Raw genomic sequence first — 21,891 nt, 5'->3', positions numbered from 1 at the left:
CCATGAGCGCGAGCACCGTACCGAACCCAACCAAGGAAGTCGCGATCCCGGCCGTGCCGGCGAAGGAGCAGACGCCGTTCCGCCGCTTCGCCCGGCAGTTCCTGGAGAGCAAGCTGGCCGTGCTGGGGCTGGTGACGCTCGGCCTCATCATCCTGATTGCGATCTTCGCGCCATGGCTGGCGCCGCAGAATCCGTACGACCTGGCCACGCTGGACGTGCTCGACGCACGGATGGCCCCGGGCGAACAGGCCGGCAGCGGCCTGACCTTCCTGCTGGGCTCGGACGAGCAGGGGCGCGACATCCTCTCCGCCGTAATGTACGGCCTGCGCATCAGCATCGGCGTGGGGGTGCTCAGCACGGTGATCGCGCTGCTGCTGGGGGCGACGCTCGGCCTGCTGGCCGGCTTCCTCGGTGGCCGCATCGAGGCGCTGATCATGCGCGTGGCCGATCTCCAGCTCTCGTTTCCGCCGATTCTGCTGGCGCTGATCCTGCTGGCCTTCCTGCGGCCGGGCCTCGGCAACATCGTTATCGCCCTGGTGGCGGTGCAATGGGCCTACTACGCGCGCACCACCCGCAGCGCGGCGCTGGTGGAGCGGCGCAAGGAGTACATCGAGGCCGCCACCTGCCTGGGCCTGCCGCCGGGGCGCATCATGTTCCGCCACCTGCTGCCGAACTGCCTGCCGCCGCTGATCGTGATCGCCGCGCTGCAGGTGGCATCGGCCATCACGCTGGAGGCCACGCTGTCGTTCCTCGGGCTCGGCGTGCCGGTCACGGAGCCGTCGCTCGGCTCGCTGATTTCGAACGGCCAGCAGTACATGCTGTCCGGCAAGTAYTGGATCAGCTTCTTCCCGGGGATCGCGCTGGTGGTGACCATCGTGTCGATGAACCTCGTGGCCGACCAGTTGCGCGACGTGCTGAACCCGCGCCTGCAAACGCAATGACCGCCCAGGAGCGCGCATGAGCCAACCTACCCTGGTGGTCGAACACCTGAAAACGCAGTTTTTCACGCGCGCCGGCGTGGCCAAGGCCGTGGACGACGTGTCGTTCTCGGTCAACCGCGGCGAGATCATGGGCCTGGTCGGGGAGTCCGGCTCGGGCAAGTCGATGACCGGCTATTCGATCATGGGCCTGATCGATGCGCCCGGCAAAGTCGTCGACGGCCGGATCGCGCTGACCAGCCGCGACGGCGTGACGCGCGACCTCCGCGCGCTCACCCCCGCCCAGCAGCGCGACGTGCGCGGTAACCGCATCGCAATGATTTTCCAGGACCCGATGATGACGCTGAACCCGGTCCTGCGCATCGACACCCAGATGATCGAGGCCGTGCGCGCGCACGACAACGTCAGCAAGCCGGCCGCCCGCGAGCGGGCGCGCAACGCGCTGGCCCGGGTCGGCATTCCCTCGCCGGACGAGCGCCTGACCGCCTACCCGCACCAGTTCTCGGGCGGCATGCGCCAGCGCGTGGCGATTGCCATCGCGCTGCTCAACAAGCCGGACCTGATCATTGCCGATGAGCCGACCACGGCGCTGGACGTGACCATCCAGGGCCAGATCCTCTATGAGATGCAGACGCTGTGCCGGGAATCGGGCACCGCGCTGATCTGGATCACGCACGACCTGTCCGTGGTGGCCGGGCTCGCGGACAAGGTCTGCGTGATGTACGCCGGCAAGATCGTGGAATCGGGCGATGTGCGCCAGGTGCTGGAGCATCCCGAGCACCCGTACACGCACGGGCTGATCGGCTCGGCGCCGTCGCGCAACCCGCGCGGCACGCCGCTGCGGCAGATTCCGGGGATGACGCCATCGCTGCTGAATCTGCCCGGCGGCTGCTCGTTCCGCGAGCGCTGCCCCTACGCGACCGACATCTGCAAGACCGAACCGCCGCTCGGCACCTCGCCAGACGGCCGGGAGCTGCGCTGCTTCCACCCGGTACTTGCCCAGCAGGAGGCCGCATGAGCCAGTCCGTGATCGATACTCCGGCGAGTGCCGCCAACATCACRCAGACCGAGCCCGCGACGCCTCCCGCGCCGCTGCTGGAGTTGCGCGCGGTGTCCAAGCGCTTCGTCAAGACGCTCGACGTGGCGGCCAAAATCGCCAATGTCTTCGGCGCGAAGCAGCGCGTGGAGGTGGTGCATGCCGTAGATCGCGTGGACCTGGCGATCCGCGCGGGCGAGGTGGTCGGGCTGGTGGGCGAGTCGGGCTGCGGCAAGTCCACGCTGGGCCGGATGGCCGTGGGGCTCCATACGCTGACCGAGGGCGAACGGTTCTGGCGCGGCGTGGATCTGGACCGCCTGCCGCCGGACAAGCGCCGCGAGAAGCAGCTCGCCATCCAGATGATCTTCCAGGACCCGTACGCGTCCCTGAACCCCCGGCTGCGCGTGCTCGATATCGTCGGCGAGGCACCCGTGGTGCACGGCATGGTCGAGAAGGGCGCCCAGAAGACCTATGTGGAAGACATGCTCGTACGCGTGGGCATGGATCCCACCGTGCTGCGCCGCTTCCCGCACCAGTTCTCGGGCGGACAGCGGGCGCGCATCGGCATCGCCCGGGCCTTGGCCGTGAAGCCGGAATTCCTGGTCTGCGACGAATCGGTGGCGGCGCTCGATGTCTCGATCCAGGCCCAGGTCCTGAACCTGTTCATGCGCCTGCGGGAAGACCTGAACCTGACCTACCTGTTCATCAGCCATGACCTGGGCGTGGTCAAGCACATCAGCGACCGCGTGGTGATCATGTATCTGGGGAGGGTGGTGGAGTCGGCGCCCACCGAGGACGTGTTCGCGGCGCCGAACCACCCGTACACGCAGGCGCTGCTGGCCGAGGCGCCCAAGCTGGAAGTGGGCAAGAAGACCTATGTGGCGATCCGGGGCGAGATCCCGTCGCCGCTGAACCCGCCGCTGGGCTGCCACTTCCACCCGCGCTGCCCGCACGCGATGCCGCGCTGCCGGGAGGAACAGCCGATGCTGAAGGAGATCGCGCCGCTACGCTTCTCGGCGTGCCATCTGAACGATATGGCTTGAAAGGGGCCCCTCCGCCCCAGGAGGGGCGCCCCAGGTGCGGTCAGCGAATCACCACGCCGCGCGAGTTGATGATCGTCATTTCGACGAATTTCGATCCCACGTGGTTCTCTGGCCCGTACTGGACGATGAAGCCGCCCAGATCCACGTTGCGCATGCTTTCCACGGCGGTGATGAACTTCTCGCGCGTGACCTCGCGCCCGGTGCGGCGCAGCCCTTCCACGAACGCCTTGGCGGCGATGAAGCCCTCGATACTGGCGTAGTCGAAGTCGTTCTGCTTGCCGGACGCCTGCAGCAGGCGCAGGTACTCGCGCACCACCGGCAGCGTGGCGTTGCCCGGGTGCGGCATCACCTGCGAGATGATCACGCCGCTGCCCAGCGGGCCCACTTCCTTGGCCAGCGCCTGGGTGCCGACGAAGGACACGTTGTAGAACTGGCCGCTGTAGCCGCGCCGCAGGGCTTCCTTCACGAACGCGCCCACGGTGCGGTAGGCGCTGATCAGCACGATGGCGTCCGGGCTGGCCTTCATGGCGCCCTGCATCGCGTCGCCGATCTCCACCGTGTTGCGGATCACCGACTCCTGGGCGACCAGCTTCACGCCGCTGTCGGCCGGGAGCGACTTGATCGCCTGCTCCACCCCGGCGATGCCGGCCTTGCCGTAGGCGTCGTCGTTATAGACCACGGCCACGCGCTTCAGGCCCGTGGTGCGGATCTGGCGCACGATGGCGGAAGTTTCCTCGTCGTAGCCGGCGCGCACGTGGAAGACGTAGCGGCTGCGCGGGTCGCGCAGCGACTGGGCGCCCGTGAACGGGGCGAAGAACGGCACGCGCGCCTGGTTGGCCAGTGGCACGGCGGCCTGGCTGGTCGGCGTGCCCACGTAGCCGAACAGCGCGAAGACGCGGTCTTCCTCGATCAGCTTTTTGGTGTTCTTGATGGCATCGTCCGGCTCGTAGGCATCGTCCAGCGCCTTGAGTTCGATCTTGCGGCCGAACACGCCGCCTTGCTGGTTGATGTAGTCGAAATACAGCCGCGCGCCCGAGTTCATCTGCTTGCCGAGCACCGCGGTGGAGCCGGTCAGCGCGGCGGACTGGCCGAGCAGGATGGTGTCGGCCGTAACGCCGGTCTCGGCGGCCGTAGTGTTGGCCGCGCTTGCCGCGCCGGATGCGACGACGGCGCACGCCGCCAGCAGGCCGGCAAAGCGCCGGCGCGTGACCCCAGAATGCAAAACCATGTGAATCCCCGTCAAAAAATCCAAAGTGTTCTTGTGCTTCTGTACCCCGCGGCCCCCGCCCGGTCTGTTGCCTGTGAGGGGGTTCCGGCACGGTGGCCGGACTGTCGGGCGGTTTGCCCGGCAGCGCCGGAACATCATAATCGAATACAATCGGAGCCAAACAATTTCTCCCGGTTCGGGACCCTCCGGCGAGGCGCTTGCGCCACAGTCATGCCCCCAGACATGACGGCCGCCTGGCCCGCTCCGTCGCCAGAAATCCATCGCCCCAGGCCCCAAGGCCCCCCAGCCGCCCCACGTCCGACATCACCATGGCCACCCGTATCGTCCGCGCCGCCTGCCCCCACGATTGCCCCGACACCTGTGCGCTGCTCGTCACCGTCGAGGACGGCCGGGCCATCAAGGTGGCCGGCGACCCCGACCACCCGGCCACCCAGGGCGTGCTGTGCACCAAGGTTTCCCGCTATACGGAACGCACCTACCACCCTGACCGGCTGCTGACGCCGCTGCGCCGCGTCGGCAAGAAGGGGGAGGGCAAGTTCGAGCCGATTTCCTGGGACGAGGCGCTCGACGAGGTGGCCCGCCGCCTCGGCGCCATTGCCGCGCGCGACCCGCAGGCCATCATCCCTTACAGCTACGCCGGCACCATGGGACTGGTGCAGGGCGAAAGCATGGCCGCGCGTTTCTTCCACAAGCTCGGGGCTTCGCTGCTGGACCGGACGATCTGCGCCAGCGCGGGCGCCACGGCGCTGCGCTATACCTATGGCGCCAGCGTGGGCATGGACATGGAATACGTGGCCGATGCCAAGCTGGTGATCATCTGGGGCGGCAACCCGATCGCCTCGAACCTCCATTTCTGGACCCGCGCGCAGGAAGCCAAGCGCCGTGGCGCCACGCTGGTCGCCATCGACCCGTATCGCTCCCTGACGGCCGAGAAGTGCCACCGCCACATCGCGCCGATGCCCGGCACCGACGGCGCGCTGGCGCTGGCGATCATGCACGTGCTGATCCGCGACGATTTGCTCGATCACGACTACATCGAACGGCACACGGTCGGCTTTGCCGCGCTGCGCGAGCGGGCGATGGAATTCTCGCCGGCCCGCGCCGCCGAGATCTGCGGCGTGCCGGTGGAAGACATCGAATGGATCGCCGGCCTCTACGGCCAACTCGCGGTGCGTGAGCGCCAGCCAGTGGCCATCCGCCTGAACTACGGCATGCAGCGCGCCCACGGCGGCGGCCAGGCCGTGCGCGCGGTGGCGAGCCTGCCGTCGCTGGTCGGCGCCTGGCGTCACCCGGCGGGCGGCTTGCAGCTATCGACCTCGGGTTTCTTCCCGATCGACCACGCGGCGCTCCAGCGGCCCGACCTGCTGCCAGACTGGCCGCAGGTGCCGCGCACCGTGAACATGAGCACGATTGGCGACGCGCTGCTCGACGACGGCACCGGCGCCCAGGGCCCGAAGATCGAAGCCGTGGTGGTCTACAACAGCAACCCGGTGGCCGTGGCGCCGGAATCGGCCAAGGTGGCGGCCGGCTTCGCGCGCGAGGATTTGTTTACCGTGGTGCTCGAGCATTTCCGCACCGATACGGCCGACTACGCCGATATCGTCCTGCCGGCCACGACCCAGCTCGAGCATGTGGACGTCCACAARGCCTACGGCCACACCTACTTCCTGGCCAACAACCAGGCCGTGGCGCCGATGGGCCAGGCGCTGCCGAATACCGAGATTTTCCGCCGGCTGGCCGCGCGCATGGGCTTCACCGAGCCGTGTTTTGCCGATAGCGACGAGGCCATCGCCGCGCAGGCCATCCTGCGCGAGGACAAGCGGGCCGAGGGCATCAGCTGGGATTCGCTGCGCGAGCAGGGCTGGCAGAAGCTGAACCTGCCGGCTGCGCCGTTCGCCGAGGGCGGCTTCCCCACGGCATCGGGCAAATGCGAGTTTTACTCCGAGGCGATGGCCCGCGACGGCCTCGATCCGGTGCCGGCCTATGTCCCGCCTTACGAGGCGCCGGCCTCGGCGCCCGAGCTGGCGGCCCGCTATCCGCTGGCGATGATCTCSCCGCCGGCTCGCAATTTCCTCAATAGCTCSTTCGTCAACGTGGACAGCCTGCGCGCCACGGAGGGCGAGCCGCACCTGGACATCCATCCGCTGGACGCYGCCGCGCGCGGCATCGTCCACGGCRCCATGGTCCGTGCCTTCAACGACCGGGGCAGCATGCTGGCCCGCGCCCGCGTGACGGACCGCGCGCGGCAGGGCCTGGTGGTGGGTTTGTCGATCTGGTGGAAGAAGCTGGCGTCGGACGGCAAGAACGCCAACGAACTGACCAGCCAGCGCCTGACCGACCTGGGCCGCGCGCCGGTCTTCTACGACTGTCTGGTCGAGGTGGCGCCCGCGCCGGCCGAGGTGGAGAGGGAGGCCGTGGCGTCATGATGCGCTGGCCGGCCCGCTGGCGCGTGGCGGGCACCCTGGTGGTGCTGGCYGTCGCGGCGCTGGCGGCCGGCTGCGACACRCTCGGCTATTACTATCAGTCGGTCGGCGGCCATCTGGGCGTGATGGCCAAGGCGGAGTCGCTCGACGACGCCATCGACGCCGCCCGCAACGCCAACGACACCCGCCTGGCCCAGCGCCTCACGCTGGCGCGGCAGATGCGCGACTACGCCTCGCGCGAGCTGAAGCTGCCGGACAACGGCAGTTATCGCCGCTACGCCAACCTGCATCGGCCCTACGTGGTGTGGAGTGTGTTCGCCACGCCGGAATTGTCGATGGAGCTGCGCAAGTGGTGCTTCCCCATCGTCGGCTGCATCACGTATCGCGGTTATTACGATCCCCAGGACGCCGAGCAGTACGCCAAGGATCTGCGCCGGGAAGGCTTCGAGGCCTACGTGGCCGGGATCCCGGCCTATTCGACGCTCGGATATTTCGACGATCCGCTACTCAACACCTTCGTCTACCAGCCCGAGGGCGAACTGGCCCGGCTGATCTTCCACGAACTGGCCCACCAGGTGGTCTACGTGCGCAACGACACCGCGTTCAACGAGTCGTTCGCCACCGCCGTGGAGACGGCCGGGGTGGAGCAATGGCTGGCGCACGCTGCCTCAGCGGACGCCCGCGCCAGCTACCAGATCTACGACAGCCGCCGGCGCGACTTCCGCGCCATGCTGCTGCGCACGCGCGACAAGCTCGTGGCGCTGTACCGCGCCCCGCTGGACGATGAGGCCAAGCGCCAGGGCAAGGCGCGGATCTTCACGGAACTGCGCGAAGACTATGCACACAAGCGCGCCGAATGGGGCAACTACAGTGGCTACGACCGCTGGTTCGACCAGCCCCTGACCAATGCCCACCTGGCCGCCGTGGCCACCTACCAGCAATGGGTGCCCGCGTTCACCGCGCTGCTGGCCAAGTCGGGCGGCGACTGGACCCGCTTCTACGCCGAGGCGCGCCGCCTGGGCGACCTTCCGCCGGCCGAGCGCGACGCCGCGCTGCGCCGGCTGGCGCCGCCGGCCACGGAGGTCACGCCACCGTCGCCGCCGCAGCCTCCGCCACCCAAGCCCCTGTCGGCACAATCCCCAGACAAAGGCGATACCGGCCGGTAGAACCCGACGCCTTCCCGCCCAATCCGTCAAGCCGCGTGTTTCCCGATGGTGGAGCGCGCGCCGCATGAGAAAATTGCCCTATGCCACCCCCCTCCAGGAAAACCGGCGCCGTGCCGCGCGCCGATGAAGCCGCCACGCTGGCCGACGACGGTCCGGCGCGCTCGCACGTTGCCGAGCGCCAGGAAGCACGCCGCCGCCAGATCCTGGATGCCGCCGCCCAGCTCTTCTATACGAAGGGCTACCCCGGCATGACCATGAACGACCTGTGCCGGGCGCTCGGCGTCACCAAGCCGGCGGTCTATTACTACTTCGCCGACAAGTACGAGATCTTCGACATCCTGTGCCGCGAGTCGGCCCAGACCTGCCTGCCGGTGATCCGCGAGACGGCCGACCCGGCGCTGCCCGTGCGCGAGCGCCTGCACGCCTGCCTGCTGGAGATGGCGCGGCGCTGCGTGCGCTGCCACGTGGCGGCGGCGCTGAGCTTCCGCGACAACCAGTACCTGAAGCCGGACACCGTGGCGTGGCTCAACACCATGGCGCGCGACTTCTATCGCGACCTCTACGTGCTGCTCGAGGAAGGGCGCGCCACCGGCGTGTTTGCCTTCGGGGATGCCCGCGTGACCGCGCATTCCATGGGCGGCGTGATCGGCTTCATGTACACCTGGCACGAGCCCGGGCGCATGGACGAGGAAACCCTCGCCCAGGAACTGGCGTCCAACATGATGAAGCTGGTGCTGCCGAGCTGAGGCCAGGCGGGGAGCTAGGGGTATTCCCTCGCCGCCACCCCTGAGTGGCGCATAATTCACGATTTCACGATTCCGGTGGGTGGAGGACTTCGTCTAACGTGTTGTCTGGCGAGGCGTGCACGTTTAGCATTCCCAAAAAATCGAACGACCATTCAGAAATTCAGGAGACGGTATGGAAAAGCTGTGGCTGAAACATTATCCGGCGGGCGTACCGGCAGAGATCGACGCCAGTCAGTTCCGTTCGCTGGCCCAGTTGCTCGAGGAATCGTTCCGTACCTACGCCGACCGTCGCGCCTTCATCTGCATGGACCGCGCCATTACCTATGGCGAGCTGGACCAGCTGTCCGCGCACTTCGCGGCGTGGCTCCAGTCACGCGGCCTGCGCCCCGGCGCACGCGTGGCCATCATGATGCCGAACGTGCTTCAGTACCCGGTGGTGCTGGCCGCCGTGCTGCGCGCCGGCTACGTGGTGGTCAACGTCAACCCGCTCTACACGCCGCGTGAACTGGAACACCAGTTGAAGGACAGCGGCGCCGAGGCCATCGTCATCCTCGAAAACTTTGCCGCCACGCTCCAGGCCGTGCTGCCGGCCACGCCGGTCAAGCACGTGGTGGTGGCCAGCATGGGCGATATGCTCGGCACCGTGAAGGGCGCCGTGGTCAATTTCGTCGTGCGCAACGTCAAGAAGATGGTGCCGGCCTGGGAGCTGCCGCACTGCGTGCGCTTCAACGACGTGCTGGCCGAGGGCGCCAAAATGACGCTCAAGCCGGTGGACACTGGCCCGGACGACATCGCCTTCCTGCAATACACGGGCGGCACCACGGGGATCTCGAAGGGCGCCACGCTGCTGCACCGGAACATTGTGTCGAACGTGTTGCAATCTGAAGCCTGGATGCAGCCCGCGCTGGCCAAGGGCGCGCCCATCGACCAGGTCATCACGATCACCGCGCTGCCGCTGTATCACATCTTCGCGCTGACGGTCTGCTGCCTGCTGGGCATGCGCAGCGGCGGCCTGAGCATCCTGATTCCGAATCCGCGTGACATCCCCGGCTTCGTCAAGGAACTCCAGAAGTACAAGTTCAACATGTTCCCGGCGGTGAACACGCTCTACAACGCGCTGCTGAACAATCCGGACATCGGCAAGGTCGATTTCTCGGGCCTGCGCGTGGCCAACGGCGGTGGCATGGCKGTGCAGGAGGCGGTGGCCAAGAACTGGCTGGCCAAGACCGGCTGCCCGGTCATCGAGGGCTACGGGCTGTCGGAGACCTCGCCGTCGGCCACCTGCAACCCCACGGACACGGAYACCTTCTCGGGCACCATCGGCCTGCCGCTGCCTTCCACCGAGGTCTCGATCCGCGACGACGACGGCAACGAACTGCCGCTCGGCCAGCCGGGCGAGATCTGCCTGCGCGGCCCGCAGGTGATGGCCGGCTACTGGAATCGCCCGGACGAGACGGCCAAGGTCATGACGCCGGACGGCTTCTTCAAGACCGGCGACATCGGCATCATGGACGAGCGCGGCTACACCAAGATCGTCGATCGCAAGAAGGACATGATCCTGGTGTCGGGCTTCAACGTGTATCCGAACGAGGTGGAAGGCGTGGTCGCGGAGTGCCCGGGCGTGYTGGAAGTGGCMGCYGTCGGCGTGCCGGACCAGCATTCGGGCGAGGTGGTGAAGCTGTTCGTGGTGAAGAAGGACCCGGCGCTGTCCGAGGCCGATGTCATCGCGTTCTGCAAGGAGCGGCTGACCGGCTACAAGCGGCCAAAGTATGTCGAGTTCCGCACCGAGCTGCCCAAGACCAACGTCGGCAAGATCCTGCGCCGCGAACTGCGCGACAGCCGCAAGGCGGCCTAAGCCGCGTCGCAATCCGCTGCGATCAGCCGGGCGCCCTCAGCACTCGTTCGAGGGCGCGATCAGCGGCTGGGGCGCGCCGTCCGGATAGATCACCCGCGCGCAGGCGCCCGGGTCCAGCCCGGCCAGCGCCGGCGCGTTGACGTTCACCACGGTCCCGTCCGCGGCCTGCACCTTGTACAGGAACAGGTCGATCTGCTGCGGCGGCCGGCGGTTGAACAGCTGCGTCAGGTCGATCGAAAATCCCACCCCCACGGCGCTGCCGCCGCGCCCGCCGCCTCCACCCACGCCAGCCGCCCCCACGCCCACGCCATAGCCCGGGTAGCTGCCCCCATCGGGCACCTCCACRCGGGTCAGGTACGTTCGCTCGATCACGCGGCCCAGCTTGACCGTGGCATTCATCGGCGCCACCTGCGGGGCGGCTGGCGGCGTCKGGGCACAGCCAGACAGGCCAGCCATCACAGCGGCCGTGGCGAGGGTCAGGATCGGGCGGAACAGGGTTTTCATGGCATCTCAGCCGGCAAGGCTGGTCTTKAGCCGGCCCAGCAGGCGGAACAGCGCGCGGCGGTCCGTCTCGGCCAGTCCGGAAAACAGGTGTTCCACCCAGCTCTCGTGCGCGCGGGCCATGCGCGAGAATGCCTCGCGGCCGGCGGGGGTCAGGCGGATCAGGTAGGCGCGGCGGTCCGTGGGCAACGCCTCGCGCGTGACCAGGCCCTCTTGCTGGAGCTGGTCGGTGATGCCGGTAACGTTGCCGCCGGTCACCATCATCCGGCGGGACAACTCGCCCATCTTGAGGCCCTCGGGGTGGCGGTCGAGCTGGGACATCAGGTCGAAGCGCGGCAGCGTCACCGCGAACTCCTGGCGCAACCGCGAGCGGATGTCGCCCTCCACGAGGTTGGTGCAGGTCAGCAGGCGCAGCCAGAGGCGCAAGGCCTCGTGGCTGGTCTCGCCGACGCGGGTCTCGAGATCTACCGGCGCAAGGTCGGCACTCGGGGGCGCCGCGTTGGCTGTGGGCGAAGTGGGCATTGCGATACCAGGGCAGGCAAAACGTTTGATACCTCAAGTATATGCGCTGGTCCGGTGCAATGCCCCGGAGATCCGCGTTCTGGATCGACGTCCTTAATCGACCTTGGCGCCCGAGTCCTTCACCACCTTCGCCCATTTGGCCGTCTCGGCCCGGATGAACGCCGCGAACTGCTCCGGCGTGTTGCCGACCGGATCGGCGCCCTGGGCCAGCATGCGCTCCCGCACGGCCGGCGTGGCCAGGCTCTTGGCCACTTCCTGCTGAATGCGATGGACGRTGTCGGTCGGCGTGCCCGCCGGCGCCAGCAGGCCAAACCACGAGCTGGCCTCGAAGTTCGGCAGCTTGGCGGCGGCCGCCACGGTCGGCAGGTCGGGCAGGGCCGGCGAGGGCTTGGCGCTGGTCACCGCCAGTGCCTTCAGCTTGCCGCTCTTGATCAGTTGCATCGACGAAGGCAGGTTATCGAACATCAGCTGCATGGTGCCGCCGGACAGGTCGGTCAGCGCCGGGCCGCTGCCCCGGTACGGGAAGTGGACCATGAACGTCTTGGTCTGGGTCTTGAACAGCTCGCCGGCCAGGTGGATGGACGTGCCGTTGCCGCTCGACGCCATGTTCAGCTTGCCCGGATTGGCGCGCGCATAGCCGATCAGGTCATTGACGCTGTTGATCTTGTTCTGCTGCGCGAAGGCCGGGTTCACCACCAGCACGTTCGGCACCGACGCCACCTCGGTGATCGGCACGAAATCCTTGATCGGATCGAACGGCAGCTTGGCGTAGAGCGACTGGTTGATGCCGTGCGTGCCGACGGTGCCCATCAGCAGGGTGTAGCCGTCCGGGGCGGACTTGGCGACGATGTCCGTGCCGATATTGCCGCCCGCGCCCGGTTTGTTGTCCACCACCACGTTCCAGCCGGGCAGCTTCGACAGCTCGGCGGCCACGGCGCGCGCGAGGATGTCGGTGGTGCCGCCGGCCGGGAAGGGCACCACGAGCCGGATCGGCTTGTTCGGGTACGGATCGGCGGCAAAGGCGGTGGACGCGGGCAGGGCGAGGGAAGCCAGGGCGGTGGACAGCAGCAGCGCAAGGGCGCGCCGGCGGGGGTGGTGCATGAGGGTCTCCTGTTGGCGGCCGGCTGTCTGGTCTTCCGGTCTCGGGGCCATTCTAGTCTCGCCAGCGCCACTTCGCGGATGAGGTGAAGCCCTTACCGACTGTGCCCGGGCGTGTCACGGAAACGAAAAAAGGCGCCCGMAGGCGCCTTTCTCCCAACCGGATGGCTTCAGGTCAGAACTTGTGGCGGATACCGAGTGCCACGCCGATCTGGCTGTTCTTGCCCTGTTGCATGAAGTAGCCGTTGGCGAAGCTCACGGCCGAGGTGTCGAAGTTCAGGCCCGAGTTCTTGGCGTAGCCGGCCGTCAGGTAGACGTCGGTGCGCTTCGAGAAGTTGTAGTCGGCGAYGAAGCTGACCTGCCACGGGTTGGCCGGGTTGTCCTGGACGAATGCCGACGAGGCGCGCAGCGTCTTCAGATCGTCGTAGAAGTACGCAAGCGTCAGACCCAGCGGGGCAGTGACCTGGTAGTTCAGGCCAGCCCAGAAGTAGTCGTCGCGCTGGAGCGTGTTGCCGGCGTTGTCCTCGATCATGCCGTAGCGGTAGCCCACCATCGCCTTGAACGGGCCGAATGTGTAGCTGCCGGCCGTGCCGATCTTGCGCGACTTGCCCGCCGWGCCGATCGTGGTGGCCGGACGCCATTCGTCATAGGCCACCGTCAGGCCGAACGGGCCCGAGAGGTACAGCAGGCCGGCGCCGCCGCCCGCGTTGTTGTTGAAGTTGCCGGGGGCTTCGCCAGCCCCTGCGTTGGCCAGCGGCACGGGGCCGATGGCGGCCACGCCGGTGCCGAAGCTCCAGTGCGCTTCAGCSGTGACCGGGCCGAGCACGGCGGTGTACTTGACCGTGTTGTCCGAACGGAAGTTGGTACCCAGCTGGGCCACCACCGGTTCGTAGATCGTGGCATAGCCGGTCGGCGAGAAGTTCGCGAACATGTCGAACATCGTCGTGTACTGGCGGCCGAAGGTCAGGCGGCCGAGCTTGTCGCTCTGCATACCCACGTAGGCTTGACGACCGAACAGGCGGCCGCCTTGCTGCGAGCGGCCATCGTCGAGGCCAAAACCGGATTCCAGCACGAACAGCGCCTTCAGGCCGCCACCGAGGTCTTCGGTGCCACGCAGGCCCCAACGCGAGCCGGACAGGCCGCCGCCGGTCTGCAGGCCGACGCGGCTGCCGCCACCGGGCAGTGACGGCGGGCGGCCATTCGGGCCCCACGTCGCCGGATTGGTATTGAAGCCCGGTGCCAGGTGGTTGTTATATTCGATCGGCACGTCCACGACGCCGTACAGCGTCACGCTCGTCTGGGCGTTTGCCGCGCTGGCAAACGCGCCCATCGCGGCAAGCGCGATTAGCGACTTTTTCATGCTGGGTTATCTCCACTTAAGAATTATTAGATGAAGCGCCGAAGAACCTCCTGAGCCCTCTCTCCACTCTTCTGCGCTTAACTTCCATGGAAGCTGTCGGTCACTCTAGCAAAAGCGCGCATTTTGTTGACCCTGAGGTAAACGTCTTGTCTTGTTTTCACAACTCAGGGTTTCTGGGTACGGAAAACCAGTCCAGGCGCAGCGTTCCGGGCTGCTCGCGGCTTGCCGCCGGGGGCGTGCGGATGGGCGCCGGGTACAATGCGGGGAAATCCCGAGGCGCTGCCGGCCCCGGCCTCCCCCGTTGGTGGGGGATCGGATCGGCCGCGTGAAATGCCGCTCAAACGGGTGCTTGAAGCTTGACGCATCACTGATTGACCGAAATCGACAAGACATCGCAGACATGGATACGCTGATCCGAGAATTCGACGTGGCGCTGCGCGCCATCGCGGGCGCGACCCGGGCCGGCCGGCCGAACCCGGCTGACCGCCTGGCGCCGGAGACGGATGAACTGAGCGCGGATGCACGCCGCCATGTGGCSGGGCTGATGCGCATCAACCATGTCGGCGAGGTCTGCGCCCAGGCGCTGTACCAGGCGCAGAAGATCACGGCGCGCACCGCGCCGGTGCGGGCGCAGATGGATGCCGCCGCGCGCGAGGAGGAAGACCACCTCGCCTGGTGTGCCGAGCGACTGCGCGAACTCGGCTCGCGGCCGAGCCTGCTGAACCCGGTCTGGTACGCGGGCGCGTTCGCCATCGGCTTCCTGGCCGGCCGCGCCGGTGACCGCGTGAGCCTGGGCTTCGTCGCCGAGACCGAGCGCCAGGTCGAGCATCACCTGACCGGCCACCTCGACCAGCTGCCGCCCGCCGATGGCCGCAGCCGCGCCATCCTCGAACAGATGCGCGACGACGAGATCCGCCACGGCGATGCCGCGCGCGACGCCGGCGGCCTGCCGCTGCCCGCCCCGGTACGCGCGCTGATGCGTGCCGCCTCGCGCGTGATGACCACCACCGCCTACCGCATCTGATTCCCACCGGCGGCCAGCCGGATCGGCTGCCCGCCCGACCTGTGGAAAAGTCCCGTGAGCCCTTGTGCAATCGGGGCTCGCGGCAAAACGTTGTATCCTTCGCGACAACGCGGAACGGAATTCGCCCAGCGTTGTCGGCCGTCCCTCCCTCGGCAGTTCTCAGGTGGTTTCTCTGCTTTGCTCCCTAAGATCTTCATTTCATTAAGGATTCACTTTCGTGGTGCGTGAAGTCAACGCGCTAAGTCTTTGTTCTGATTCAAAAAACACCGTTTTTCGCCCGATGGCGAGCCTTGACCCGCTATACCGCTTCCTCTAAAGTGGGAAATAGTGTGAGGAAGTGTATTTTTGTGTGATAAAGCGGCCTGCGTCTGCGATGATTTGAACAGACCGGACAGGATGGTTCGACCTGCCGCACGGCGCGTAAGCCGTCGGCAACCGGGGGGCATAGCTTGTTTCAGGGAGCATCGGCGCTGTCGCTCGATGCCAAGGGTCGGATGTCGATTCCGGCCAGGCACCGCGAAGCGCTGCAACAGCAGGCCGAAGGCCGGGTGACGCTGACCAAGCACCCGGATGGATGCCTGTTGCTCTTTCCCCGCCCCGAGTGGGAGACCTTCCGTAGCCGTATCGCGGCGCTGCCGATGGATGCGCACTGGTGGAAGCGGATCTTCCTGGGCAACGCCGCCGACGTGGAAATGGATGGCGCGGGCCGCGTGCTGATTGCACCGGAGCTGCGCAGTGCCGCCATGCTCGACAAGGAAGTCATGCTGCTCGGTATGGGCAGCCATTTCGAAGTCTGGGACGCCGCCACCTACGCCGCGAAGGAATCGCAGGCGATGGCACAAGGCATGCCGGACGCATTGAAGAATTTCTCTTTCTGAAGAGGTCATGAGCCCTACCGGAACGCCGGGGTCCACCACCCTGCGCCATCGCACCGTGTTGCTGGACGAGGCCGTCGAGGCGCTCGTCTGGCGGCCCGACGGCGCCTACGTGGACGGCACGTTCGGCAGGGGCGGGCACAGCCGGGCGATCCTGGCCCGGCTGGGGCCAGCCGGCACCCTCGTCGCGTTCGACAAGGATCCGGCAGCAATCGCAGAAGCGGGCACCATCGGGGATGCCCGCTTCTCCATTGAGCACGCGAGCTTTGGCGACATGGCCGGGCGGCTGGCCGACCGTGGTCCGCTGGCTGGCGTGCTGCTCGACCTGGGAATCAGCTCGCCCCAGATCGACGAGGCGGCGAGGGGGTTTTCCTTTCGTTTCGAGGGCCCGCTGGACATGCGCATGGACACCACGCGCGGCATGACTGCCGCCGAGTGGCTTGCACAGGCGGACGAGCAAGACATTGCCAGGGTGATACGAGACTATGGGGAAGAACGGTTTGCTGTACAGATTGCAAAGGCGATTGTTGCTCGCCGGAGCGAACCCGGCGATGGCGGAGCACTCGCCACTACTTCAGACCTTGCCGCGCTCGTGGCGAAAGCCGTCAAAACACGCGAGAAGGGTCAGGACCCTGCGACCCGCACCTTTCAAGCTCTACGGATTCACATCAATCAAGAGCTTGCGGACCTCGAGGCCGGGCTGAAGGCGGCTTACGAGCTGTTGCAGGTGGGGGGCCGCCTCGTGGTRATCAGTTTCCATTCGCTCGAGGACCGCATCGTCAAGCGGTTCATGCAGGCGCACGCGCGTCCGCAGCAGGACGCTGATCCCGCGCTGCGCCGCGCGCCGCTGCGCGCCGCCGACCTGCCGCAGCCTACGCTCAAGCTGCTGGGCCGCTTCAAGCCCGGCGCCGATGAGGTGGCCGAGAACCCGCGCGCCCGCTCCGCCGTGATGCGCGTGGCCGAAAAGCTGCCGGAGGCCCGCCCGGCATGAATCGCCTCACCTTCTTCCTCCTGGCTGCCCTCCTGCTCTGCGCGCTGTCCCTGGTCAGCGCGCAGCACCAGGCACGCACGCTGTTCGTGGCGCTGGAGCGCGCGCAGTCCGAGGAGAAGCAGCTCGATATCGACTGGTCGCGCCTGCAGTACCAGCAGAGCGCGCTCGGCAAGAGCGCGCGCATTGCCGATGCCGCGCGCACCCAGCTCAAGATGGCGCCGGCGCTGGCCGGCCGTACCCAATACCTGCAGGGCGTGGTGCTACCCAACACGCCGCCGGATGCCGAGCAACCGGCCGAAAAACCCGCCGCCGGGGGAGCCGCCAAATGAGCATGGCCCGCCCCTCGCTAAACCGCGCCCGCACTGGCCGCCAGGCGGCTGGTGGCGCCGCACGCCCGCGTACCGGCCAGTTCTCGGCCAGCCCGGTGCTGGGCCTGCGCCTGCCGATGTGGCGCTCCAAGCTGGTGGTGTTCCTGATGTTCGCGGCGTTCGCCGCGCTGGCCGCCCGCGCGCTGTGGATCCAGGGCCCCGGCAACCAGTTCTATGAGGCCGAGGGCAAGAAGCGCTTCCAGCGCACGCTCGAGCTGCCCGCCACGCGCGGCAAGATCCTGGACCGCAACGGGCTGGTGCTGGCCACCAGCCTGCCGGTCAAGGCGATCTGGGCTGTGCCCGAGGACGTCTCCAGCGACATCGAGCCGCAGCGCATCCGCCAGCTGGCGAAGCTGCTGGAGATGTCCGAGAAGGAACTCAAGGCCAAGCTGTCCGAGGACAAGAGCTTCGTCTACCTGAAGCGGCAGGTGCTGCCCGACGCCGCCGACAAGATCGCCGCGCTCAAGATCGAGGGCGTGCACCAGACGCGCGAGTACAAGCGGTTCTACCCGGAAGGCGAGGCGATGGCGCACATCGTCGGCTTCACCAACGTCGAGGACAAGGGCCAGGAAGGCGTGGAACTGGCGCGCGAAGGCGTGCTGGCCGGCCGCTCGGGCGCGCGCCAGGTCATCAAGGACCGGCTCGGCCGGGTGGTGGAGGACGTCGGCATCCTSAAGACCCCGCGCGACGGCGAGGACATGCAGTTGTCCATCGACGCCAAGATCCAGTACCTGGCCTACAACGAGGTCAAGGCCGTGGCCGAGCGCAGCAAGGCCAAGGCGGCCAGCGCCGTGGTGCTGGACGCCCAGACCGGCGAGGTGCTGGCGCTGGCCAACTGGCCCACCTACAACCCGAACGACCGCACCCGCCTCTCCGGCGAGCAGCTGCGCAACCGGGTGCTGACCGATACCTTCGAGCCCGGCTCGATGATGAAGCCGATCTCGATCGGGCTGGCGCTGCAGCTGGGCCGCGTCACGCCGTCCACGGTGGTGACCACCACGGGCAAGTACCAGTTCGAGGGCGCCACGATYAGCGACACCCACAACTACGGCGCGCTGACGGTGTCGGGCGTGATCCAGAAGTCGAGCAACATCGGCACGACCAAGATCGCGATGCTGATGAAGCCGCAGGAAATGTGGGATATGTATACCAGCCTCGGCCTGGGGCAGGCGCCGAAGATCGGCTTCCCGGGCGCCGTGGCCGGCCGCGTGCGGCCCTGGAAGAGCTGGCGCCCGATCGAACAGGCGACGATGTCGTACGGCTACGGCCTGTCGGTGTCGCTGTTCCAGGTGGCGCACGCCTACACGATCTTCGCCCATGACGGCGAGCTGATCCCGGTATCGATCTTCAAGACCAACGGCCCGGCGACCGGCGAGCGCATCCTCAAGCCGCAGGTGGCGCGCGACGTGCGCGGCATGCTGGAAACCGTGACCGCGCCGGGCGGCACCGCGCCCGAAGCCCAGGTGATGGGCTATCGCGTGGGCGGCAAGACCGGCACGGCATACAAGCACGTGGGCCGCGGCTACGACCGCAGCAAGTACCGCGCGTCGTTCATCGGCCTGGCGCCGATGTCCAACCCGCGCGTGATCGTGGCGGTCAGCGTGGACGAGCCGACCGTCGGCAGCCACTACGGCGGCGCGGTGGCCGGTCCGGTCTTCGCGGCGATCACCGGCGGGGCATTGCGGGCGCTGAACGTGCAGCCCGATTCGCCGATCCGCCAGCTAATGGTGACGGACAAGGTGCAGGAGAGCGAGCCATGGGCCACGACGCCATGACGGCCAAGCCGCTGCTCCCCCTCGAAGTCTCCGCCCAGGCCAGCAACGCGCTGGCCTGGCTGCGTACGCACGCACCCGCCACGGCCCGCCTCACCGGCGATACGCGCCGCCTGCAGCCCGGCGATGTGTTCTTCGCCTACGTGCTCGGTAACGAACGGCTGGCCACGGATGGCCGGCCCCATATCGACAAGGCTATCGCCGCCGGCGCGTCGGCCATCGTCTATGAAGCCGATGGCTACGCCTGGACGCATGGCGATGCCGTGCCGCATCTGGCCGTCTCCCAATTGCACGAACTGGCCGGCCCGATTGCCGCCGGCTGGCATGGCGTGGCCGCGCGCGGCCTGACCGTGACCGGCATCACCGGGACCAACGGCAAAACCTCGTGTGCGCAATGGCTGGCCCGCCTGCTGCAGGCCACTGGCACGCGTTGCGCGACCATCGGCACGCTCGGCACTGGCTTCCCCGATGCCCTGCAGGCCACCGGCTTCACCACGCCGGACGCCGTCCAGCTTCAGGCCAGCCTGGCCGACCTCCACGACGCCGGCGCGCGCGCCATCGCCATGGAGGTGTCGTCGCACGGCCTGGAACAGGGCCGCGTGGCCGGCACCGGGTTTGCCGTGGCCGTGCTGACCAACCTGACGCAGGACCACCTGGACTACCACGGCACCATGGCCGAGTACGAGGCCGCCAAGGCGAGCCTGTTCCAGTGGGAGGGCCTGCGCGCCGCCGTGATCAACCGCGATGACGCGATGGGCCGCCGCCTGCTGGCCAGCAACGCCGCYGCCGTGGCCGCGCCGCAGGTGATCGAATATGGGATCGACGGCGCCGCCGGCGCCTCGGCCGCCCGTGGCCAGTGGCTGCGCGCCACCGGCGTGCGCGCCACGGCCAGCGGCACCGCCTTCCACGTCGACGGCAGCTTCGGCAGCGCCGACGTGACCACGCCGATGATCGGCAATTTCAATGTCAGCAACCTGCTGGCCGTGCTCGGTGCCGCGCTGGCGCAGGGCGTGGCGTGGGATGCCGCGCTCGCCGCGCTGCGCAGCCTGACGCCGGTGGATGGCCGCATGGAGCTGTTCGGCGGGCAGGACGCCCCGCTGGCCGTGGTCGACTACGCCCACACGCCGGACGCGCTCGCGCAGACACTGGCCGCGCTGCGCCCGGTGGCGCAGGCCCGTCAGGGCCGGCTCTGGTGCGTATTCGGCTGCGGTGGCGACCGCGATGCCACCAAGCGCCCGCTGATGGGCGGCGTGGCCGAGCGTCTTGCCGACGACATCATCCTGACCAGCGACAACCCGCGCAGCGAAGATCCGCGCGACATCCTCGAAGCCATCGCCGACGGCATGCAGGACCGTGCCCGCGCCCGGCTGGTCGAGGATCGCGCCGCCGCCATCCTCTATGCCATCAAGCACGCGGCAACGGCCGATGTGGTGCTGGTGGCCGGCAAGGGCCACGAGGCCACGCAGGAGATCCAGGGCAAGAAGCGCCCGTTCTCCGATCGCGAGCACGTACGCCTGACGCTGGGCACGCGGGGGGTGTCGGCATGAACCAGACCACGATGACCAATTTGCAGCAAGCCGCCGGCTGGATGGCCGGCGCCCGCGTGGTGGGTGATGCCTCGCGCACGTTCACGCGCGTGCATACCGACAGCCGTACCGTGGCGCCCGGCGACCTGTTCGTCGCGCTCCAGGGCGAGCGCTTCGACGCCCATGATTTCCTGGCCGATGTGGTCGCGCGTGGCGCGGCTGCCGTGCTGGTGAGCCGCGAGACCGGCCTCGATGTGCCGGCCATCGTGGTCCCGGACACGCGCATCGGCCTGGGTGAACTCGGCGCCGGCTGGCGCCGCCAGTTCACGCTGCCCACGGTGGCCGTGACCGGCAGCAACGGCAAGACCACGGTCAAGGAAATGATCGCGGCGATCTTCGCCGCCGCCGTGGGCGAGCCGGACCGGCTGGCCACGGGGGGCAATCTGAACAACGACATCGGCCTGCCGCTGACGGTGTTGCGCCTGCGCGCKYACCACAAGCTGGCGGTGCTGGAACTCGGCATGAACCATCCGGGCGAGACGGTCTATCTGGCCGGTATCGCCCAGCCGACCGTGGCCGTCATCACCAACGCCCAGCGCGAGCACCAGGAGTTCATGGTCAGCGTGGAGGCGGTGGCGCACGAGCACGCCAGCGCGCTGGCCGCGCTGCCGGCCGATGGCGTGGCCGTGTTCCCGGTGGATGCCGAGAGCGGCGGGGCGCATGCGCAGATCTGGCGCCAGGCGGCTGCCGGACGGCGCGTGATGGCGTTCGGGACCGATGCGTCGGCCGACGTGCGCGCCACGGTGTCGCTCGATGACGGCGTGCAGGTGCTCCATGTGACCGCGCCCGGCCAGACGTTCGACCTGCGCCTGCAACTGCTGGGCGCCCATAACGTGCGCAACGCGCTGGCCGCCACGGCCTGCGCGCTGGCGGCGGGCGTGGACGTGGCCGCCATCCAGGCTGGCATCGCCGGTTTCACGGCCGTGAAGGGCCGCCTGCAGGTCAAGCACACGGCGGCCGGCACGGTCCTGATCGACGACACCTACAACGCCAATCCGGACTCCATGCGCGCCGCCATCGACGTGCTGGCCGGGTTTGCCGCGCCGCGCCTGCTGGTGCTGGGCGACATGGGCGAAGTCGGCAACCAGGGCCCGGCGTTCCATACCGAARTTGGCGACTACGCGCGCACGCGCGGCATCGAGGCGCTCTGGGCCACGGGCCAGCTGGCGACGCACGCGGTGCAGGCCTACGGGCCGGCGGGCCGCCATTTCGACAAGGCGGAAGACCTGGCGCAGGCGCTGGGCGAAGACAAGGAGGGCACGGTAGCCGGGACATCGGCCGTGCTGGTGAAGGGATCGCGCTTCATGCGCATGGAACGGATGGTCGATGCGCTGGTCGCAACACCTTCCGCTCACTAAC

At 68.1% G+C, this 21,891-nt stretch carries 19 protein-coding genes; 14 read left to right on the top strand and 5 right to left on the bottom strand.

Going from position 1 to position 21,891, the window contains the following annotated elements:
• Positions 1–2: 2 nt before the first annotated feature.
• The 3 genes from AB4Z27_RS03930 to AB4Z27_RS03920 are packed head-to-tail and all read left to right on the top strand — an operon-like array spanning position 3 to position 3,017.
• Positions 3–941, top strand: a complete 939-nt coding sequence (locus AB4Z27_RS03930) for an ABC transporter permease (protein ID WP_092298496.1) — start codon at positions 3–5, stop codon at positions 939–941.
• A 16-nt stretch (positions 942–957) separates the two neighbouring features.
• The gene (locus tag AB4Z27_RS03925; RefSeq protein WP_092298499.1) at positions 958–1,956 is read left to right on the top strand and encodes an ABC transporter ATP-binding protein; all 999 of its coding nucleotides are present in this window, start codon (positions 958–960) and stop codon (positions 1,954–1,956) included.
• A complete protein-coding gene (locus AB4Z27_RS03920) occupies positions 1,953–3,017 on the top strand; it encodes an ABC transporter ATP-binding protein (protein ID WP_441643931.1) in 1,065 nt (354 codons plus the stop codon). Before AB4Z27_RS03925 ends, AB4Z27_RS03920 begins: the two co-directional genes overlap by 4 nt.
• A 40-nt stretch (positions 3,018–3,057) precedes the next feature.
• Here the strand turns inward: AB4Z27_RS03920 and AB4Z27_RS03915 are convergent, their stop codons facing one another.
• The gene (locus AB4Z27_RS03915) at positions 3,058–4,245 is read right to left on the bottom strand and encodes an ABC transporter substrate-binding protein (RefSeq protein WP_092298504.1); all 1,188 of its coding nucleotides are present in this window, start codon (positions 4,243–4,245) and stop codon (positions 3,058–3,060) included.
• A 308-nt stretch (positions 4,246–4,553) separates the two neighbouring features.
• Here AB4Z27_RS03915 and AB4Z27_RS03910 point away from each other — a divergent pair, with 308 nt between their 5' ends.
• The 4 genes from AB4Z27_RS03910 to AB4Z27_RS03895 all read left to right on the top strand — a co-directional run bounded on the left by AB4Z27_RS03910 (position 4,554) and on the right by AB4Z27_RS03895 (position 10,435).
• A complete protein-coding gene (locus AB4Z27_RS03910; protein WP_441643930.1) occupies positions 4,554–6,671 on the top strand; it encodes a molybdopterin-containing oxidoreductase family protein in 2,118 nt (705 codons plus the stop codon).
• Positions 6,668–7,834 (top strand): aminopeptidase, encoded by a 1,167-nt coding sequence (locus tag AB4Z27_RS03905; protein WP_092298510.1) that lies wholly within the window; start codon positions 6,668–6,670, stop codon positions 7,832–7,834. The genes AB4Z27_RS03910 and AB4Z27_RS03905 overlap by 4 nt, the downstream gene beginning before the upstream one ends.
• A gap of 80 nt (positions 7,835–7,914) precedes the next feature.
• Positions 7,915–8,580 carry a TetR/AcrR family transcriptional regulator gene (locus AB4Z27_RS03900; RefSeq protein ID WP_092298513.1) on the top strand — a complete coding sequence of 222 codons (666 nt, stop codon included), beginning with the start codon at positions 7,915–7,917 and terminating at the stop codon, positions 8,578–8,580.
• A gap of 172 nt (positions 8,581–8,752) precedes the next feature.
• On the top strand, positions 8,753–10,435 hold the full coding sequence (locus AB4Z27_RS03895) for a long-chain fatty acid--CoA ligase (RefSeq protein ID WP_092298515.1): 1,683 nt from the start codon (positions 8,753–8,755) through the stop codon (positions 10,433–10,435).
• A gap of 36 nt (positions 10,436–10,471) precedes the next feature.
• Here AB4Z27_RS03895 and AB4Z27_RS03890 read toward each other — a convergent pair whose 3' ends face one another.
• From AB4Z27_RS03890 to AB4Z27_RS03875, 4 genes are all read right to left on the bottom strand, one after another.
• A complete protein-coding gene (locus AB4Z27_RS03890; protein WP_441643929.1) occupies positions 10,472–10,939 on the bottom strand; it encodes a hypothetical protein in 468 nt (155 codons plus the stop codon).
• Between the two features lie 6 nt (positions 10,940–10,945).
• Positions 10,946–11,458 carry a MarR family winged helix-turn-helix transcriptional regulator gene (locus AB4Z27_RS03885; protein ID WP_092298520.1) on the bottom strand — a complete coding sequence of 171 codons (513 nt, stop codon included), beginning with the start codon at positions 11,456–11,458 and terminating at the stop codon, positions 10,946–10,948.
• Positions 11,459–11,551: 93 nt separating this feature from the next.
• Positions 11,552–12,559, bottom strand: a complete 1,008-nt coding sequence (locus AB4Z27_RS03880; RefSeq protein WP_441643928.1) for a tripartite tricarboxylate transporter substrate binding protein — start codon at positions 12,557–12,559, stop codon at positions 11,552–11,554.
• 172 nt (positions 12,560–12,731) lie between these two features.
• Positions 12,732–13,916 (bottom strand): porin, encoded by a 1,185-nt coding sequence (locus AB4Z27_RS03875; protein WP_441643927.1) that lies wholly within the window; start codon positions 13,914–13,916, stop codon positions 12,732–12,734.
• Between the two features lie 400 nt (positions 13,917–14,316).
• On the opposite strand from AB4Z27_RS03875, the gene coq7 reads away from it, so the two are divergent.
• The 7 genes from coq7 to AB4Z27_RS03840 all read left to right on the top strand — a co-directional run bounded on the left by coq7 (position 14,317) and on the right by AB4Z27_RS03840 (position 21,890).
• Entirely contained in the window at positions 14,317–14,940 is a 624-nt protein-coding gene (gene coq7 / locus AB4Z27_RS03870; RefSeq protein ID WP_092298526.1) for a 2-polyprenyl-3-methyl-6-methoxy-1,4-benzoquinone monooxygenase, read from the top strand.
• 449 nt (positions 14,941–15,389) lie between these two features.
• A complete protein-coding gene (gene mraZ, locus AB4Z27_RS03865) occupies positions 15,390–15,818 on the top strand; it encodes a division/cell wall cluster transcriptional repressor MraZ (RefSeq protein WP_092298529.1) in 429 nt (142 codons plus the stop codon).
• 7 nt (positions 15,819–15,825) lie between these two features.
• A complete protein-coding gene (gene rsmH / locus AB4Z27_RS03860; RefSeq protein WP_092298532.1) occupies positions 15,826–16,806 on the top strand; it encodes a 16S rRNA (cytosine(1402)-N(4))-methyltransferase RsmH in 981 nt (326 codons plus the stop codon).
• On the top strand, positions 16,803–17,135 hold the full coding sequence (gene ftsL / locus AB4Z27_RS03855) for a cell division protein FtsL (protein ID WP_092298535.1): 333 nt from the start codon (positions 16,803–16,805) through the stop codon (positions 17,133–17,135). The genes rsmH and ftsL overlap by 4 nt, the downstream gene beginning before the upstream one ends.
• Entirely contained in the window at positions 17,132–18,949 is a 1,818-nt protein-coding gene (locus AB4Z27_RS03850; protein WP_092298538.1) for a peptidoglycan D,D-transpeptidase FtsI family protein, read from the top strand. Before ftsL ends, AB4Z27_RS03850 begins: the two co-directional genes overlap by 4 nt.
• Positions 18,946–20,493, top strand: a complete 1,548-nt coding sequence (locus tag AB4Z27_RS03845; protein ID WP_441643935.1) for a UDP-N-acetylmuramoyl-L-alanyl-D-glutamate--2,6-diaminopimelate ligase — start codon at positions 18,946–18,948, stop codon at positions 20,491–20,493. The genes AB4Z27_RS03850 and AB4Z27_RS03845 overlap by 4 nt, the downstream gene beginning before the upstream one ends.
• A complete protein-coding gene (locus tag AB4Z27_RS03840; protein ID WP_441643926.1) occupies positions 20,490–21,890 on the top strand; it encodes a UDP-N-acetylmuramoyl-tripeptide--D-alanyl-D-alanine ligase in 1,401 nt (466 codons plus the stop codon). Before AB4Z27_RS03845 ends, AB4Z27_RS03840 begins: the two co-directional genes overlap by 4 nt.
• Position 21,891: the final 1 nt, after the last annotated feature.

Origin of the sequence: Cupriavidus sp. KB_39, assembly GCF_052114485.1 — a bacterium.
GTDB lineage: Bacteria > Pseudomonadota > Gammaproteobacteria > Burkholderiales > Burkholderiaceae > Cupriavidus.
This window is presented reverse-complemented; position numbering and strand designations above follow the sequence as displayed.

Excerpts from the sequence above, each read along its gene's own strand:
- AB4Z27_RS03900 (WP_092298513.1), top strand. The coding sequence starts at position 7,915 with ATGCCACCCCCCTCCAGGAAAACCGGCGCCGTGCCGCGCGCCGATGAA.
- ftsL (WP_092298535.1), top strand. The coding sequence starts at position 16,803 with ATGAATCGCCTCACCTTCTTCCTCCTGGCTGCCCTCCTGCTCTGCGCG.
- AB4Z27_RS03925 (WP_092298499.1), top strand. The coding sequence starts at position 958 with ATGAGCCAACCTACCCTGGTGGTCGAACACCTGAAAACGCAGTTTTTC.
- AB4Z27_RS03915 (WP_092298504.1), bottom strand. The coding sequence starts at position 4,245 with ATGGTTTTGCATTCTGGGGTCACGCGCCGGCGCTTTGCCGGCCTGCTG.